The organism is Enterobacter cloacae complex sp. P16RS2 (assembly GCF_014982155.1).
Taxonomy (GTDB): domain Bacteria; phylum Pseudomonadota; class Gammaproteobacteria; order Enterobacterales; family Enterobacteriaceae; genus Enterobacter; species Enterobacter cloacae_M.
The window spans coordinates 86,829-103,137 of sequence record NZ_JADCKW010000010.1 but is presented as its reverse complement, the minus strand read 5'-3'; the positions used below and the strand labels follow the sequence as shown (position 1 = coordinate 103,137).

The following is a 16,309-nucleotide window of genomic DNA, read 5'->3' as shown; positions in this document are numbered from 1 at the left end:
GAGCTTGCCTCGTTGTTAGCGCAGGGCCTGCCCGTTACGTCAGGGCCAGCACCGCGCGGGCTGTCGTCTCCTCCGTCACCAGGCCATTGATACGGCGACCCTTCAGTGCGGCATAAATCGCATCGGCTTTCTCTTCTCCTCCGGCCACGCCAACGATGGTGGGCAGCTGCGCCAGTTCATCGAGCGTGACGCCCAGCAGTTCTTTGTGGATCTCCAGCTCCTCAACGCACTCGCCTTCGGCATTGAGGAAATAGCCGAGAATGTCGCCGACCGCGCCTTTGCGGGCGTACATCAGCTGTTCACCTTCGCTGATATAGCCGGATCGCAGTATCGTGGCGTCACGGCGCTGGTTCACTGAACCAATGCCGACCACTGCCACGTCGGCGGCGGTCGCGGCGAGGATCACGTCCCGCACGCTGGTCTCGCGTTTTAAGATCCCGGCAACCTCTGCGGATGACACGCGAAGCGGGGCGGGGATCATGCTGACGCTGCAGGCCGCGTCCAGCTGGCCGATACCGGTCATATACGGCCCGACGCCGCCGGAGAGCGTCACCAGGCGGATCTGCTGCGAGCTGATAAAACCGCTCAGGTGCTGAAGGCAGCTCATGGTGGTTTCACCAAACCCCACCGCCAGAAGCTGGCCGGGCTCCAGTACGCCCATCAGGGACTGCGCCGCGCCAATGCCCAGCCGCACGTTCATCGGCGGCGTATTCAACGCGGGCATCACGCGCACCAGCTTCAGGCCGAAGCGCTGCTGTAGCTCGGTCTCCAGCGCCAGGCAGCCCTCGTAGCGGGAGTTGATCTGCACGCGGATCACCCCGGACTGACGGCCTTTTTCCAGCAGGCGGGAGATCTTCAGGCGCGGCAGCCCGAGCCGCTCGCCGATGTCGTTCTGGGTTAATCCGTCGTGGTAATAGCACCAGGCCACGCGCGCCACGAGCTCCTCTTCCGCCAGTGCCAGCCCGGCAAACCGTCCTTCTTCCGCAGTGCGTTTATCGCTCATAGTTGAACTCTTATAAAAATTTAGATCATATGTTCGTGTTGGCGCGAAGGGAAAGTGTGAGCCACGCGACAAAACGGATCTTTTCGATCGTTTCTGCTTTATCTGAATCTCAATCGATAAAACTGTGATCCCTGCACGGTTGTAAATATAGTTCACCGTCTACGCTTTTGAACATTATTAAATCTAAAAATCATTTGTTCAATAGCGGAGCGATGATGACCTCACTTCTCGACGCGCGGAATATCAGCAAGCAGTTCTCAGGCGTGCCGGTCTTAAAAGGCATAGATTTCACGCTGCTTGCGGGCCAGGTGCACGCCCTGATGGGCGGAAACGGCGCGGGAAAATCGACGCTGATGAAGATCATCGCCGGGGTGGAAACGCCGGACAGCGGTGAACTTTCTGTCGAGGGGCAGTCATATGCGCGGCTCACGCCCGCTCAGGCGCACGGGTTAGGCATTTATCTGGTGCCGCAGGAGCCGCTGCTGTTCCCCAACCTGACGGTGCGGGAAAACATCCTGTTCCGCCTGCCGCGCGAACGCGATCGGGAAAAGCGGCTGGCGGAGAAGCTCCAGCAGCTCCAGTGCCTGCTTAACCTCGACGCCGCCGCCAGCACCCTGGAGGTGGCGGACCAGCAGATGGTGGAGATCCTGCGCGGTCTGATGCGCAACGCGAGGATCCTGATCCTCGACGAACCCACGGCCTCCCTCACGCCCGGCGAAACCGAGCGGCTGTTCCGCCAGATCCGCGCCCTGCAGGCACTCGGCGTCGGGATTGTCTTTATCTCGCACAAGCTGCCGGAAATTCGCATGCTTTCGAGCCACGTCTCGGTGATGCGCGACGGCGCGGTGGTGCTGAGCGGCGAAACCGCGCAGTTTGACGACAGCGCCCTGATCGCCGCCATGACGCCGGTAAACCGGGAGAAATCCCTCAGCGATACGCAAAAGCTGTGGCTGGCGCTGCCGGGCAACCGCCGCACCCAGCTGCAGGATTTCCCGGTGCTGCGGGTGGACGATCTCACCGGGGAGGGGTTTATCGATCTGAGCCTTGAGATCTACGCCGGAGAGATCGTCGGCCTGGCCGGGCTGGTGGGATCCGGACGCACCGAGTTTGCGGAAACGCTCTACGGCCTACGGCCGGTACGCGGTGGGCGCGTCTGGCTGGAAAACCAGGAGATCACCGGCGATCCGGTAAGTTCACGCCTGGAAAAAGGGCTGGTCTACCTGCCGGAAGACAGGCAGGTGTCCGGCCTGTTCCTCGACGCGCCGATCCGCTGGAACACGGTGGCGCTGAACGAGCCGTCGATTTGGCAGCGGCGCAAGCGGGAGTCGGCGGTGGTGGAGCGCTATCACCGGGCGCTGGGGATCAAGCTCAACCATGCGGATCAAACCGTGCGCACGCTCTCCGGCGGCAACCAGCAGAAGGTGCTGCTGGCGCGCTGCCTGGAGGCCAATCCGCTGCTGCTGATCGTCGATGAACCGACGCGCGGGGTGGACGTCTCGGCGCGCGCCGATATCTACCAGCTGATAAAAAGCGTGGCGGCGCAGAACGTGGCGGTGCTGATGATCTCAAGCGATCTCGACGAGTTTCCGGGGCTCGCGGACCGGGTGCTGGTGATGCATCAGGGCGTGCTCAGCGGCGAGCTGCCGCGCCACGCCGTCAGCCTCGACAGGATGATGGCGCTGGCGTTTGGAGGGCAATCATGAAGACCTTACTCAAAAACCGCGAGCTGAGCGCGTTTCTCGCCATTCTGGCGCTGTTCGCCGTGCTGGTGGCGCTGAACCCTTCATACTTCAGCCTGCAGACGCTGGGGATGATCTTCGCCAGCTCGCAGATCCTGATCCTGCTGGCCATCGGCGCGGCGCTGGTAATGCTGACCCGCAATATCGACGTGTCCGTCGGCTCCATCGTCGGGCTGTCCGCCATCGCCGTCGGCGTGGCGCTGAACAGCGGCTACAGCCTGCCCGTTTCCATTCTCTTCGCGCTGTCTATTGGCGCTTTGGCCGGGGCGTTCAACGGGTTTCTGGTGGTGGGGCTGCGCATCCCGGCGATTGTCGCCACCCTCGGCACGCTGGGGCTGTACCGCGGCGCGATGCTGCTCTGGACCGGCGGAAAGTGGATTGAGGGGCTGCCGCCCGGGCTGAAATCCCTCTCTGAGCCTGCCGCCATCGGCATTTCGCCGCTCGGCATGCTGGTGTTGATCGTCGCGGTCACAGGCGCGTGGACGCTCTCGCGCACCGCGTTCGGGCGTGATTTCTACGCGGTGGGGGATAACCTCTCCGCCGCGCGCCAGCTGGGCGTGGCGGTGAACCGCACGCGAATGCTCGCCTTTACCCTGAACGGCATGCTGGCGGCCTGCGCCGGGATCGTCTTTGCCGCGCAGATTGGTTTTGTGCCCAACCAGACCGGCAGCGGGCTGGAGATGAAGGCCATCGCCGCCTGCGTGCTCGGGGGGATTTCGCTGCTGGGCGGCACGGGCACGCTGGTTGGCGCGCTGCTCGGGGCCTTCTTCCTGACCCAAATCGACACCGTGCTGGTGCTGTTCAGGCTCCCGGCGTGGTGGAACGACTTTATCGCCGGGCTGGTGCTGCTGGGCGTTTTGGTGCTCGACGGGCGCCTGCGCCAGGCGCTGGCACGTCATCAGCGGGCGCTGAAGTACGGCCGCTTCCAGCCGGGTAACAGAGGGGGAAAGCACGTCACCCCGTTTCCCAAACGCAAAAAAGAGGTGGCGTAAATGAGGCTTAACTGGGAAAGCGCGCTGCTGATTTTGCTGGTGCTGGAGATCCTGCTCTTTGGCGCCATCAACCCGCGCATGCTCGACATCAACATGCTGCTGTTCAGCACCAGCGACTTTATCTGCATCGGCATTGTGGCGCTGCCGCTGACGCTGGTGATTATTAGCGGCGGGATCGACATCTCCCTCGGCTCAACCATCGGCCTGTGCGCCATCGCGCTGGGCGTGATGATGCAGGCGGGGTGGCCGATGGCGGTCGCCGTTCCGCTGACGCTGCTGCTCGGCCTGCTGTGCGGATTACTTAATGCCGCGCTGATTCACTACACCGGCATCAGCCCGCTGGTGATCACCCTCGGCACGCTCTACCTCTACGGCGGCGGCGCGCTGCTGCTCTCCGGCATGGCGGGCGCGACGGGCTACGAGGGCATCGGCGGCTTCCCGGACGGCTTCACGGCGTTCGCTAACCTCACGGTGCTGGGTCTGCCGATCCCGCTGGTGCTGTTCGCGGTGATTACCGTTTTCTTCTGGCTGATTACCCACCGCGGGCGCTTTGGCCGTCACCTGTTTTTGATCGGGCAAAACCCGCGCGCGGCGCGCTATGCGGCGCTGTCAGTGAACGGCATGCCCTACGCGCTGTACGGGCTGGCGGGCGTGGCCTCGGCGATTGCCGCGCTGGTGATGGTCTCCTATTTCGGCTCCGCGCGTTCGGATCTGGGGCGCGATTTGCTGATGCCCGCACTCACCGCCGCCGTACTGGGCGGGGCCAATATCTACGGCGGGTCAGGTTCGGTTGTCGGTACGGCGCTGGCGGCGCTGCTGGTGGGCTACCTGCAGCAGGGTTTACAGATGGTCGGCATCCCTAACCAGGTGTCGAGCGCGCTGTCAGGGGCGCTGCTGGTTGTGGTGGTGATGGGACGTTCGCTGAGTCTGCACCGCGAGTGGGTGCGTTCTCTCTTTAGAAAACTATCCGGAGCGTAAGATGAAAACAAAACTGATAGTCCTGGCAATGGCCCTCAGCTTCGCCTCGGCGCAGGCGGCGGACCGCATTGCCTTTATCCCGAAGCTGGTGGGCGTGGGGTTCTTCACCAGCGGCGGCAACGGCGCGAAAGAGGCGGGGAAAGATCTCGGCGTGGACGTGACCTACGACGGCCCGACCGAGCCGAGCGTCTCCGGCCAGGTGCAGCTCATCAATAACTTCGTCAACCAGGGCTATAACGCCATCATCGTCTCCGCCGTGTCCCCGGACGGTCTCTGCCCGGCGCTCAAGCGCGCGATGCAGCGCGGCGTCAAGGTTCTGACCTGGGATTCCGACACCAAACCGGAGTGCCGCAGCATCTACATCAACCAGGGGACGCCGGAACAGCTCGGTGGCCTGCTGGTGGAGATGGCGGGCAAGCAGGTCACCAAACCGAACGCTAAAGTGGCGTTCTTCTACTCAAGCCCGACCGTCACCGACCAGAACCAGTGGGTGAAAGAGGCGAAGGCCAAAATCGAGAAAGATCACCCCCAGTGGCAGGTCGTCACCACCCAGTTTGGCTATAACGACGCCACCAAATCTCTGCAAACCGCCGAAGGGATCTTAAAAGCGTATCCGGATCTGGATGCGATCATCGCCCCTGACGCCAACGCGCTGCCAGCCGCGGCGCAGGCGGCGGAAAACCTGAAGCGCGAAGGGGTGGCGATTGTCGGCTTCAGCACGCCGAACGTGATGCGTCCGTACGTTGAGCGCGGCACGGTAAAAGCATTCGGCCTGTGGGATGTCGTACAACAGGGCAAAATTGCGGTCAATGTCGCCGATCGCCTGCTGAAAAAAGGCGATCTTAACGTCGGCGACAGCGTGGACGTAAAAGACATCGGCGCGCTGAAGGTCGAGCCGAACAGCGTGCAGGGCTACCAGTATGAGGCGAAGGGCAACGGCATCGTGCTGCTGCCGGAGCGGGTGGTGTTCACCAAAGAGAACATCAGCAAATACGATTTCTGACGGGGGAGCAAATGGCTGATTTAGACGACATCAAAGACGGCAAGGATTTTGGCATCGGCACGCCGCAGAAGAATGTGCCTTACACCCTGAAGGGCTGCGGCTCGCTGGACTGGGGCATGCAGTCCAGGCTTTCGCGCATCTTCAATCCGCAGAGCAATCGCACGGTGATGCTGGCCTTTGACCACGGCTACTTTCAGGGGCCGACCACCGGCCTTGAGCGCATCGATCTCTCCATCGCGCCGCTGTTTGGCGAAACCGACGTGCTGATGTGCACCCGCGGCATCCTCAGGAGCCAGGTGCCAGCCGCGACGAACAAACCGGTGGTGCTGCGCGCCTCCGGCGGTAACTCGATTCTGGGCGAGCTGTCGAACGAGTGCGTGGCGGTGGCGATGGAAGACGCGCTGCGCCTGAACGTCTGCGCGGTGGCGGCGCAGGTGTATATCGGCAGCGAGTTTGAGCATCAGTCGATCAACAACATCATCAAGCTTGTCGATGCGGGCGCGCGCTACGGCATGCCGACGCTGGCGGTGACGGGCGTCGGTAAAGAGATGGCGCGGGACGCGCGCTATTTCTCGCTGGCCAGCCGCATCGCCGCCGAAATGGGCGCGCAGTTCGTCAAAACCTACTACGTGGACGAGGGCTTTGAAAAAGTGACCGCCAGCTGCCCGGTGCCGATTGTGATCGCCGGGGGCAAAAAGCTGCCGGAGCACGAGGCGCTGGAGATGTGCTGGCGGGCGATCGACCAGGGCGCGTCCGGCGTGGACATGGGGCGCAATATCTTCCAGTCCAGCGCGCCGCTAGCCATGCTGAAGGCGGTGAAAAAAGTGGTTCATGAGAACTGGAACGCTCGCGATGCGTTCCAGTTCTGGCAGGAAGAGAAACAGGGAGAAGCAAAATGAACGTGACGCTGGTGGAGATCAACATCAAGCCCGAGCGGGTGGACGAGTTTCTGGAGGTGTTTCGCGCCAACCACGAGGGGGCAATCAAGGAGCCGGGAAACCTGCGCTTTGACGTATTGCAGGACCCGCGCGTGAAAACCCGGTTCTTTATCTACGAGGCCTATAAAGACGAGGAGGCGGTGCTGGCGCACAAGCAAACCCCGCACTATCTGGCGTGCGTGGATAAGCTCGAGGAGCTGATGTCGGAGCCGCGCAAGAAACGCAGTTTTGTTGGGCTGTTGCCGGAGTAACAGGCGTTATAAAGGTTTTGTAGGCCGGGTAAGCGCAGCGCCATCCGGCATTTTTCAGGCCAGCTCCAGCATCTGAACCCGAGCCTTGGCTCCCGGCATCAGCCGCTGCAGGTTGTTGACCAGCTCTTCTCCTGCCTCTTCCAGTGCCGCAAGGGGCATCGACGGCAGGCTTTCAAGAATAAACCACATGGATTGCGCCTGGCTGTCCAGACGGGTACGCACCCCCTGGCGCCAGTTCCAGCGGCGGCAGGTGACGCCGAGATCGTCGCGCCAGATAACCTCGCCCGGTTCCGGATGTTCCATCACTGGTTGTCCCTCTTTGAAAGTATCAAACGGCTCGCTGCCGTCGGCCAGCGTCAGACGCGGCGCACCCGAATACGCCGCGAGATTTTCCCCGCCCACCGGAATGGCATAGCGAATACTCACCGCGTTATAGATATCCACGACCGGATCCAGCGACGGCAGCGAACCGTCTTTCAGTACCCGCTTGCGCAAGGCCGCAGCGGAACAGGGTGTGCGTTTCGGTTTCGCGCCGAAGGCTTTAAATACCTCATCCCAGTCTGAAAGGTGTGCATCAGCCCATGGCATATCATCATTCAACATCTGCTGACAGGCCTGCGCCAGCGCGGCGGGCGCAACCTCCGGGTGGGTTATCGGCGCAGCTTCAACCAGAATGCTCAGCGCCCGAAAGCCCGGGGCAATCCCGGCAAGGTGCGAATCTATTGACGGCGTAACGAGAGACATAAATAATCCTGTATTGACTGTTTTATACCATGGTAGTGACCAATGACTGATAAAGTCAATATAATGACTTCGAAGGGTGCCGATGTTGCCCAGGTAAGCCTGGCCGTGGCAAACCGCATACGCAACTGGCGCAAAGAGAAAAAGCTGTCTCTGGACGAGCTGTCCCGCCGGGCAAGCGTTAGCAAAGGCATGTTGGTGGAGATCGAAAAGGGCGCAGCCAACCCCAGTATCGCCATCTTGTGCAAGCTGGCCGCCGCGCTCGGTATCTCCGTGGCGGATATCGTTAACGTCTCCAGCGAGCCGCTGGTGCACGTTATCGAAGAGGCCGCGATTCCGGTGCTGTGGCAGGGCGCACAGGGTGGACGCGCCAGACTGCTGGCGGGAACGGCAGGCCCGGATATGATTGAGCTATGGCAGTGGGAGATGCAGCCGGGAGAGCGCTTTACCTCTCCGGGGCACCCGGCGGGAACCTTTGAGCTGCTGCACGTGAACGAAGGCGTTTTAACGCTGACGGTGGATGAGACGGTGAACCAGGTTGACGCTGGCGCATCGGCGGTGGCGAAAACGGAAGCTGCGCACGGGTATGCCAATGAGGGAAAAAACGTTCTGCGCTTTACCATGACGGTGGCGGAGTTCCACCGCTAAAAACCGGGCCTGCAACTGCCTGCAGGCCCGGTGATTTTTTACGCCTCTTCCACACTTATTCGCAGCGCTGCCAGCGCTTTACGCGCCGCCTTCAGCACCTGCTCGCACTGCTCAATCGTCAGCGTCAGCGGCGGTTCTATTCGGATGGTTTTCGAGTTGTTGAGCGTGCCGGCCACCAGCACCCGCTGGCGGAACATCTCGCTCGCGAAGCTATAGCCGATTTCGTTATCGACAAACTCAATCGCCATCAGCATCCCTTTCCCACGCGCGTCCTGCACCAGGTCCGGATACTCCCGGCCTAGCTGACGGAAGCCGTCCAGCAGCATGTCACCTTTCTGCTCCGCCTGCGCGGGCAGGTTTTGCTCCAGCAGCACGTTGATGGTTGCCAGCGCGGCCGCACAGGCCAGCGGGTTACCGCCAAAGGTAGTGGTATGCAGGAACGGGTTGTCGAACAGCACAGAGAACACCTCTTCAGTCGCAACCGTCGCACCAATCGGCATCACGCCGCCGCCGAGCGCTTTCGCCAGGCACAGGATGTCCGGCTGAACGTTTTCGTGCTCGCAGGCAAACATCTTGCCGGTGCGCCCCATCCCGGTCTGGACTTCGTCGAGGATCAGCAGCGCGCCAAACTCATCGCACAGCTGACGCACGGCGGGCAGGTAGCCCTGCGCAGGGAGGATCACGCCGCCTTCACCCTGAATCGGCTCCAGGATCACCGCCGCCACGTCATCGCCGGTTTTACGGCATTCGCTCAGCACGGTGCGCATGGCGTTAATGTCGCCAAACGGCACGTGGCGGAAGCCCGGCAGCAGCGGCATAAACGGTTTGCGGAAGGTGGACTTGGCGGTAGCAGACAGTGCGCCCAGAGATTTACCGTGGAACGCGCCGCTGGTGGCGATAAAGGTGAATTTCCCGCGCGGCGACTGGTACGCTTTGGCGAGTTTAATCGCCGCTTCGACCGATTCCGTGCCGCTGTTGCTAAAGAAGCTGTACTTCAGTTTGCCGGGCGTTAAGGCCGCCAGCGTTTTCGCGAGCATGGCGCGAAGCGGGTCGAGCAGTTCCTGGCTATGGAGAGGTTGTTTCGCAAGTTGATTCTGTACGGCGGAAACCACAACTGGATTACGGTGCCCCACGTTGAAGATACCAAAACCACCAAGGCAATCGATAAACTCCTGTCCCTGGGTGTCGACAAGCGTGTTAAGACTCCCCGCTTGCCACTCTACGGCTCCGTAATCCCCGCCGGCGGTAACAGATTTGCGATACTCCAGAAAACCTGGATTGACGTGCTCTTTAAAGTAATCGATGACCTCTCGGTTAAGTTGTTTCATCTCCTCATGATCGAGCGTTCGCTTCTCAATGAGATTCAGTGCGTGCGCGGTACAGGCAAGAGCCGAGGCGCTGGAAGGTAACCTGTTCAAAATGTGCTCCCGGGGATCGCGTATCACATGATACTGGTTTAAGTATTGCAGGGATTACGCCACTTCAGATGACTTAACGAAAATCGGGATAAACGCCAGGTTAAAATAATGTTGCACAATATTTAATCATGCCGGAGCAACCGAAACGGGATTTAGCGGTACAGGACAAAAAGGGTAAATGAGGCCGGAAAAGCGCATCTGCACTAAAGAAGTGCATTGGCTGCAACTTAAGTGGGCATTAACTGGTCATGCTTTATAGGTAATTTCTTTGCGAAAGTATTTGAAATCAATGAATTATAAAATCGCACAAAAAGTATGGTTTAAGTGAAATTTGCGATCTTCATCAAGTTTAACAACTAAAGATAAATTGTTTACCGCCGAAAAAACATTGACCCACAAAATTAACATTCAAATAACCTGCAAGGGATGCCCACGATGTCCTCTCCAACCTATGTCACCCAGAATGAATATCCTCTGGACGATGACACCACCTTAATGTCTACCACAGACGTCCACAGCTACATCACACACGCCAACGACACCTTTGTGCAGGTGAGCGGCTACCAGCTCGATGAGCTGACGGGCCAGCCGCACAATATGGTGCGCCACCCCGATATGCCAAAAGCCGCGTTTGCCGATATGTGGTACACGCTGCAGCAGGGCGAGCCGTGGAGCGGAATTGTCAAAAACCGGCGCAAAAACGGTGACCACTACTGGGTGCGTGCGAATGCGGTCCCGATGGTGCGCCGCGGGCAGGTGACGGGCTATATGTCCATTCGCACCAAAGCTACAGCGGATGAGATTGCCGCCGTGGAGCCGCTCTACCGGGCGCTGAACGACGGGCGCTGTAAGAAACGTATTCATAAAGGGCTGGTGGTTGGAAAAGGCTGGCTGGGCAAACTGCCGGCTATGCCGCTGCGCTGGCGCGTGCGCAGCGTGATGGCGGCGCTTTTTGCCGTTCTCGCCGCCACGCTGATCGCGACCTCCGCCGGGTGGATGCCGCTCGCCGCAGCCGCTCTGGTCATGCTGCTGGGGACACTGCTGTTTGAGCAGCAGATTGTCCGCCCGGTAGAGAATGTGGCGCGACAGGCCCTGAAGGTCGCAACCGGTGAGCGCAACAGCGTGCAGCATCTGAACCGCAGCGACGAGCTGGGGCTGACGCTGCGCGCTGTAGGGCAGCTGGGCCTGATGTGCCGCTGGTTAATCAATGACGTGTCGAGCCAGGTGGTGAGCGTCCGTGACGGCAGCGACAGGCTGGCACAGGGAAATGAAGACCTGAACGATCGCACGCGTCAGACCGTGGCGAACGTGCAGCAGACCGTCGCGACAATGAACCAGATGGCCGCTTCCGTTCAGAGTAACTCTGAAACCGCCGCCGAGGTGGATAAACTCTCCGTGGCCGCGAGCAGCGCGGCGACGAAAGGGGGCAACGCGATGCAGACCGTTGTCAAAACCATGGATGACATTGCCGACAGCACGCAGCGAATTGGCTCGATTACCTCCCTGATTAACGATATCGCTTTCCAGACCAATATTCTGGCGCTGAACGCGGCGGTTGAAGCGGCAAGGGCGGGAGAGCAGGGAAAAGGTTTTGCCGTGGTCGCGGGCGAAGTGCGCCATCTCGCCAGCCGCAGCGCCAGTGCCGCCAATGATATTCGTAAACTCATTGATGCCAGCGCCAGCAAGGTGCAGTCCGGCTCTGAGCAGGTTCACGCCGCAGGCCGCACAATGGATGATATTGTCGAGCAGGTGAAAAACGTGACGCAGCTTATCGCCCAGATCAGCCACGCGACCTCCGAGCAGGCAACCGGACTGTCAGAGTTGACCCGCGCGGTGGCCGAACTCGACAGCATCACGCAGAAAAACGCCGACCTGGTCGAAGAGAGCGCCCACATTTCTGCGATGGTGAAGCACCGCGCCGGGCGCCTTAAGGATGCGGTAACTGTGCTTCATTGAGTCAGTAATGTTCTAAAAAAGCCGTTTATTTCGTAAGGAATAAACGGCTTTTTATTTTCTGGTTGTGACTATTAATGTATTTTATTGTTAATTTAATATTAAATAACTAAAGAAAGTGCCTCAGTTATTTATCCCTGCCTAAGTCAGTTATCCAGAACGCTATTTTGAAAAATACCCCTCCGGTGGTCTGGTAACGATCGATGGAGCAATATTAATAGCCTCTACCTATCCATTGCGACGGTTATGAAATAAAAAAACGATCAAACTCATAAAGTTAGCGAAATCGTTACCGATAACAGCGATCGTCTGAGAAATAATCACATCGATGGAGAAAATATGTTCTTACATGACGTAAAGATCGGCACGAAATTATTTCTGGCGTTTGGGTTCTTTATTGTCCTGATGGCGCTCAGCGCAAGCCTGTCTCTGATAAGCCTGAACCGGGCTAATAACGGGATGCAATCGATTATTACCAGCGATTATCCGACCACGGTAAAAGCGAACCAGTTAATCGATAACTTCCAGGAATTTATTAGCACTCAACAGCTGATGCTGCTGGACGAGCAGGGCACCTATACGGGGCAATCTCAGCAGCGCCTGAAAGAGATCAGCGAGCACATCACGGTGATCCTGGGCGAGCTGAACAACGCGCTGCAGGATCAAAAGTCTCAGCAGGTGCTGGCGGAGATCCGCAGCGTGCGCCAGCAGTATCTGGACTCGCGCTACCGCATTTTGCAGGCGGTGCAGAACAACAATCGTGCGGGCGCTATTCAGGAGATGATGACCACCACCCTCGCCGTGCAGCAGGCTTATAAAGCGAAGGTGAAGGAGCTAATTACCATTCAAAACAGCGAGATGCAGAGTGCCGGCGCGCAGGTGGAAGGGGACTTCAGGTCTAACCGACTGCTGCTGATCCTGCTCACGCTCTTTAGCATTGCGGCAGGCAGCCTGATTGGCTGGTTTATCGTGCGCGCTATCACTCGTCCGCTCGGCGAGGCGGTACATTTTGCAAAAGCCATTTCTGAGGGCGATCTCACGGGCAGCATCACGCCACACGGCAAAGACGAAACGGGTCTGCTGCTGCATGCGCTGATGGAGATGAAAACGCGACTGCTGGACATCGTGCAGCAGGTGCAAACCGGCTCGGAGAATATCTCCAGCGCAGCCGCGCAGATTGTCGCCGGGAACCAGGATCTGGCCGCGCGCACGGAAGAGCAGGCAAGTTCTGTAGAACAGACCGCCGCCTCGATGGAGCAGATCACCGCGACGGTGAAAAATACCGCCTCGCATACCGGGGAAGCGACCAACCTTTCGGCCGATGCCGCCACGGTGGTTAAAAACAACGGCGAGATGATGAAGCAGGTGACCAGCAAAATGCGCCTGATTAACGAGACGTCGAACCGGATGTCCGACATTATCGACCTGATCGACGCCATTGCGTTCCAGACCAACATTCTGGCGCTGAACGCGGCGGTGGAAGCGGCGCGCGCCGGCGAGCACGGTCGCGGCTTTGCGGTGGTGGCGGGTGAAGTTCGCCAGCTTGCCCAGAAGAGTGCGTCATCTGCCAGCGAAATCCGCGAGCTGATTGAGAGCTCCACCAGCCAGACTCAGGACGGGATGAACCTGGTTGAAAAAGCGAGTGCGTTGATTAATGGGATGGTCGGTAACGTGGAAGAGATGGACGCGATCCTGCGCGAAATCCGCCAGGCCAGCCACGAGCAGACGGAAGGTATCTCGCAGATTAACAGCGCGATTGGCCTGATTGATGCCACCACCCAGCAGAACTCCGCGCTGGTGGAGGAGTCCGTCGCGGCGGCAGCATCGCTTAACGAACAGGCGATGCACCTGAAGGAGCTGGTACGCGTCTTCCGCGTGAGCGAGTACGCTCCGGCTTAGTCCAGCTGGGAGATCTCTAGCGCCGCGCGGTCAATAACGCCGATAATCTGCTTGAGCTGCGCGTCGCTAAGCTCTCCCTGATTCACCTTCAGGTCTAACACCGCTTTGAAGTTATCCAGCGCCCGCTTCATCTGCGGGTTTTTGCGCAGCTGAAAACCGACGGAACGGGCTTTGATACGCACCTGGATCTGTTCCAGCTGCTCCCGGTTTTCGGCCAGCCAGCGTTGTCCTTCAGCGGTAATCGTAATCGTCTTTCGACCGTTCTCTTCTTCCGTAATGGTGATAAAGGTCTGATCCTGAAGATAATCCAGGGTCGGGTAGATCACGCCTGGGCTCGGGGTGTAATTCCCCTGGGTCAGATTCTCGATCTCTTTGATCAGCTCGTAGCCGTGGCTCGCGCTGCGGGTCAGGATATCCAGAATCACCAGCCGCAAATCACCGTGGCCGAAAAATCGCGGTCGGCGCCCGCCGCTGTCGTGTTCGTGTCGCATAGTAGTTCTCTCAATTTGATATATCTAAACTATATCTAAGATATATTCAGATGCAATCTAAAAGATCTTGCATTTTTGCTTATTAGTAATCATTATCATTTGAAAATGATTTAGATATATCGTATTCACCAGAGAAGGGGCTAAAAATGGCATCTACCCGTTACCCACAGCGTGTTCGTAATGACCTGCGCTTTCGCGAGCTGACGGTGCTCCGCGTAGAGCGCCCCAGCGCGGGTTTCCAGCGCATTGTTTTAGGCGGCGAGCAGCTGCAGGGCTTTAGCTCCCGCGGTTTCGACGACCATACCAAAGTCTTTTTCCCTGCCCCTGGCGCGGTGTTTGTGCCGCCGGTGGTCACCGATGAAGGCATTGACTGGGGTGACGGCGTACGTCCTCAGACGCGCGACTACACGCCGCTGTACGACGAGGCAAACCATGAGCTGGTGCTCGATTTCTTCGTTCATGACGGCGGCGTTGCCAGCCGCTGGGCGGTTGAGGCGAAAGCGGGAGACAGGCTGACGATCGGCGGCCCGCGCGGTTCGCTGGTGGTGCCGGAGGATTACGCCTGGCAGCTGTACGTGTGCGATGAGTCAGGCATGCCCGCGCTGCGCCGACGCTTAGAGAGCATTGCTAAACTGCCGGTTCGCCCGGAAATTCATGCGGTTGTGACGGTTGGGGACGACTCTTATAAGGACTATCTGGCGCACCTGAGCGAATTCAACATCACCTGGGTGGTGGGCCACAGCGAGCAGGCGGTAGCGGACCATCTGGCGGCGCTGACCGTTCCTGGTGAAGATTACTTCATCTGGCTGACCGGGGAAGGGAAGGCAGTGAAGACGCTGAGTCGTCAGTTTGAAACCGATGCGATTGACCAGCAGCTGGTGCGTGCCAGCGCATACTGGCACGCCAAATAATCAGGCGGCGGAATCCAGCTGCGCTTCGCTCACCTGATGTTCGAGCGAGGCGCGGACCTCATGCAGGGCTTTCTCCTGCTGAGCGAAGTACGCTTCCATATTGTTCAGCGACGAGACCAGAAGCCAGGACTCCTCTTTCTCAAGCTCCGCCAGCTCGTTCACTAAAATGTCTATCTGCTCGCGAACCTGCGCCATTTTTTTGCGGATACGTTCCAGATCGTTCAGCCTGTCGCTTGCCATCAATGGCTCAAAGCCCTGCTGCAGGCGGGCCACCAGTGAGCGAATGGTTTTAACGTCGCCACGCTGCTTCGCCTGGTTGAGCTGAACCATCATCGCGTTAGCTTCCTCTTTCAGATCGTCCGCCACCAGATCCGGATGGCAGAGCTTGCTCGCCTGCCGCCAGAGGCGCTTCAGCTCGTTCCGATCCTCTTCCGAAAGATCCTTACCCTTGCGCAGCCGCACTTCGGCATCGTGATGCTGCTCGCGATATTTTTCGTACTCTTCGTTAGCGTCGTCTCGCGCCTGACGCGCAGGCTCCTCTTCGCGCGTTAAGCCGCTCTCCAGCTCCAGCGCTTCGGCCAGCAGGTTGGCAATCAGATTGCTTTGTTGCTCCAGTTGTTTACGCGCTTCAGCGGCCTGCACGGAGTCGGCCGGGAGATCGCGCCAGCGCTGGGTGAGCGTCGCCAGCACCTCTACCGCCTGCGCCATATAGCGCTGGCAGCGACGGTAATCTTCCTCACGGCGACGCGCTTCCGCCTGCTGACGGCGCAGGTTCAGCTCGGCCAGCGTTTTACGCAGGGCGAGGATCTGCTGCATCAGCGGTCCGAGTCGAGAGAAATAGAGATCGTTGAACTCATCAAGCTGCTGCACCCGGGCGTTGCGGCGGTCAATCAGATCGCGCAGACGTTCTTCCAGCGCCTTCAGCTCCAGCTTGCTGGCGGCCACCTGCGGATCGCGCCACTGGGTCACGGCGCGCTGACCCTGCAGCCAGGCGGTAATGGCCGCCATCGCAGAGGTGTAGTTCTTCTCCTCAAGCGCCACGACGATTGCCTGTAGCTCATCGTCAAACGCTTCATTTTTCAGCCGTGTCAGCTGGCTCTGGATGATGTCGTCATCTTCCAGTTCAATGGCATTTTTAATGATTTCTAGCCGTTTGATCGGTGTGCTCATGATGCCTTTCGCTTTGGCGCTTAAGTATTTGAGTTAAGGTTAGTTGTTGTAAAAGCTACAGGAAATAATACACACGGATGATGATCGGCGCGATGGGGGATTTCTTTAGTTTTTAGGGTTTGTGAGGGTGAGCGGCAGGCCGGGCTACGTGTGATTGATTCCGAATGTGCTCGC

General features: G+C 59.1%; 15 protein-coding genes. 10 read left to right on the top strand and 5 right to left on the bottom strand.

The window, feature by feature from the left end; translation table 11 throughout:
* Positions 1-34: 34 nt before the first annotated feature.
* The gene (lsrR, locus tag INF68_RS07520) at positions 35-1,003 is read right to left on the bottom strand and encodes a transcriptional regulator LsrR (protein ID WP_045403450.1); all 969 of its coding nucleotides are present in this window, start codon (positions 1,001-1,003) and stop codon (positions 35-37) included.
* Positions 1,004-1,218: 215 nt separating this feature from the next.
* On the opposite strand from lsrR, the gene lsrA reads away from it, so the two are divergent.
* Genes lsrA through lsrG form a run of 6 tightly spaced genes read left to right on the top strand, consistent with a single transcriptional unit; the run spans position 1,219 to position 6,904 of the window.
* Positions 1,219-2,706, top strand: a complete 1,488-nt coding sequence (gene lsrA / locus INF68_RS07515; RefSeq protein WP_126785921.1) for an autoinducer 2 ABC transporter ATP-binding protein LsrA — start codon at positions 1,219-1,221, stop codon at positions 2,704-2,706.
* Positions 2,703-3,734, top strand: a complete 1,032-nt coding sequence (gene lsrC / locus INF68_RS07510) for an autoinducer 2 ABC transporter permease LsrC (protein WP_126785752.1) — start codon at positions 2,703-2,705, stop codon at positions 3,732-3,734. Before lsrA ends, lsrC begins: the two co-directional genes overlap by 4 nt.
* On the top strand, positions 3,735-4,712 hold the full coding sequence (gene lsrD, locus INF68_RS07505; RefSeq protein WP_126785753.1) for an autoinducer 2 ABC transporter permease LsrD: 978 nt from the start codon (positions 3,735-3,737) through the stop codon (positions 4,710-4,712).
* 1 nt (position 4,713) lies between these two features.
* Positions 4,714-5,715: an autoinducer 2 ABC transporter substrate-binding protein LsrB gene (gene lsrB, locus INF68_RS07500; protein WP_126785754.1), complete on the top strand. Its 1,002-nt coding sequence runs from the start codon at positions 4,714-4,716 to the stop codon at positions 5,713-5,715.
* 11 nt (positions 5,716-5,726) lie between these two features.
* Positions 5,727-6,614 carry a 3-hydroxy-5-phosphonooxypentane-2,4-dione thiolase gene (gene lsrF / locus INF68_RS07495; RefSeq protein ID WP_126785755.1) on the top strand — a complete coding sequence of 296 codons (888 nt, stop codon included), beginning with the start codon at positions 5,727-5,729 and terminating at the stop codon, positions 6,612-6,614.
* Positions 6,611-6,904, top strand: a complete 294-nt coding sequence (gene lsrG, locus INF68_RS07490) for a (4S)-4-hydroxy-5-phosphonooxypentane-2,3-dione isomerase (protein ID WP_003862606.1) — start codon at positions 6,611-6,613, stop codon at positions 6,902-6,904. Before lsrF ends, lsrG begins: the two co-directional genes overlap by 4 nt.
* Before the next feature lie 54 nt (positions 6,905-6,958).
* Here the strand turns inward: lsrG and INF68_RS07485 are convergent, their stop codons facing one another.
* Positions 6,959-7,648, bottom strand: a complete 690-nt coding sequence (locus tag INF68_RS07485; protein ID WP_126785756.1) for a B3/4 domain-containing protein — start codon at positions 7,646-7,648, stop codon at positions 6,959-6,961.
* A 42-nt stretch (positions 7,649-7,690) separates the two neighbouring features.
* Between INF68_RS07485 and INF68_RS07480 the strand changes: the two genes are divergently transcribed.
* Positions 7,691-8,293 (top strand): helix-turn-helix domain-containing protein, encoded by a 603-nt coding sequence (locus INF68_RS07480; protein ID WP_126785757.1) that lies wholly within the window; start codon positions 7,691-7,693, stop codon positions 8,291-8,293.
* A 38-nt stretch (positions 8,294-8,331) separates the two neighbouring features.
* Here INF68_RS07480 and ygjG read toward each other — a convergent pair whose 3' ends face one another.
* A complete protein-coding gene (gene ygjG, locus INF68_RS07475; protein WP_185874175.1) occupies positions 8,332-9,711 on the bottom strand; it encodes a putrescine aminotransferase in 1,380 nt (459 codons plus the stop codon).
* A 435-nt stretch (positions 9,712-10,146) separates the two neighbouring features.
* Here ygjG and INF68_RS07470 point away from each other — a divergent pair, with 435 nt between their 5' ends.
* Positions 10,147-11,667 carry a PAS domain-containing methyl-accepting chemotaxis protein gene (locus tag INF68_RS07470; protein WP_126785759.1) on the top strand — a complete coding sequence of 507 codons (1,521 nt, stop codon included), beginning with the start codon at positions 10,147-10,149 and terminating at the stop codon, positions 11,665-11,667.
* A 336-nt stretch (positions 11,668-12,003) separates the two neighbouring features.
* Positions 12,004-13,563 carry a methyl-accepting chemotaxis protein gene (locus tag INF68_RS07465; RefSeq protein ID WP_126785760.1) on the top strand — a complete coding sequence of 520 codons (1,560 nt, stop codon included), beginning with the start codon at positions 12,004-12,006 and terminating at the stop codon, positions 13,561-13,563.
* Here the strand turns inward: INF68_RS07465 and INF68_RS07460 are convergent.
* Positions 13,560-14,054 carry a PadR family transcriptional regulator gene (locus tag INF68_RS07460; RefSeq protein ID WP_109845795.1) on the bottom strand — a complete coding sequence of 165 codons (495 nt, stop codon included), beginning with the start codon at positions 14,052-14,054 and terminating at the stop codon, positions 13,560-13,562. The genes INF68_RS07465 and INF68_RS07460 overlap by 4 nt on opposite strands.
* A 146-nt stretch (positions 14,055-14,200) precedes the next feature.
* Here INF68_RS07460 and INF68_RS07455 point away from each other — a divergent pair, with 146 nt between their 5' ends.
* Positions 14,201-14,965 carry a siderophore-interacting protein gene (locus tag INF68_RS07455; RefSeq protein WP_109845794.1) on the top strand — a complete coding sequence of 255 codons (765 nt, stop codon included), beginning with the start codon at positions 14,201-14,203 and terminating at the stop codon, positions 14,963-14,965.
* On the opposite strand, the gene INF68_RS07450 is transcribed toward INF68_RS07455, so the two are convergent.
* Entirely contained in the window at positions 14,966-16,135 is a 1,170-nt protein-coding gene (locus tag INF68_RS07450; RefSeq protein WP_126785761.1) for a DNA repair protein, read from the bottom strand.
* Between the last annotated feature and the right edge of the window lie 174 nt (positions 16,136-16,309).